1 protein-coding gene is annotated in these 584 nt (G+C 57.0%); it reads left to right on the top strand.

From position 1 onward, the window contains the following. The first annotated feature begins 32 nt into the window (after positions 1 to 32). Positions 33 to 545, top strand: coding sequence for a tyrosine-type recombinase/integrase (locus tag SPK54_RS13650; protein WP_330948414.1), 513 nt, complete (start codon positions 33 to 35; stop codon positions 543 to 545). Positions 546 to 584: the final 39 nt, after the last annotated feature.

Here is a 584-nt window from a genome sequence, read left to right as displayed (position 1 = left end):
CGCTCTGTGGCCCGAGATTGAAGCTTCAGAGTGTGTTGATCAGACCTTCCCTAGGTAAGAACGTTCGGGATCTAGCTCTATTCAACCTAGCTATTGATTCAAAGCTCAGGGGATGCGACCTCGTCAGCTTACGACTGCGAGATGTGTCCCACGGTGGAGTGATCGCGAAGCGGGCGATCGTGCTGCAGCGAAAGATTGATCGGCCGGTGCAGTTCGAGCTAACGGACTTAACCAGAGCTTCGGTTGCCGAGTGGGCCCGGCAGGCTCAGATTATGCCTGGAGCATACTTGTTCCCTGGCCGAGCCAAGCATGTCGGACATCTATCGACCAGGCAGTACGCTCGTATCGTCTCATCGTGGGTCACTGCCATTGGCCTCGACCGACACAACTACGGCACGCACAGCATGCGTAGAACGAAGGCATCTTTGATATATCGGCGCACGAAGAACCTGCGGGCCGTCCAGATCCTTCTGGGCCACACCAAGCTCGAGAGCACTCTGCGCTACCTCGGGATCGAGGTTGAGGACGCGCTAGGGAAAGTCTGAACAACTCGCCACCTGTCGGCGACAATAGCGCCTCACCTC

Source organism: Thermomonas sp. LB-4 (genome assembly GCF_036409385.1).
Taxonomy (GTDB): Bacteria; Pseudomonadota; Gammaproteobacteria; order Xanthomonadales; family Xanthomonadaceae; genus Thermomonas.
Note: the sequence above shows the minus strand (reverse complement) of the source record. Positions and strands in the feature narration are given on the sequence as shown.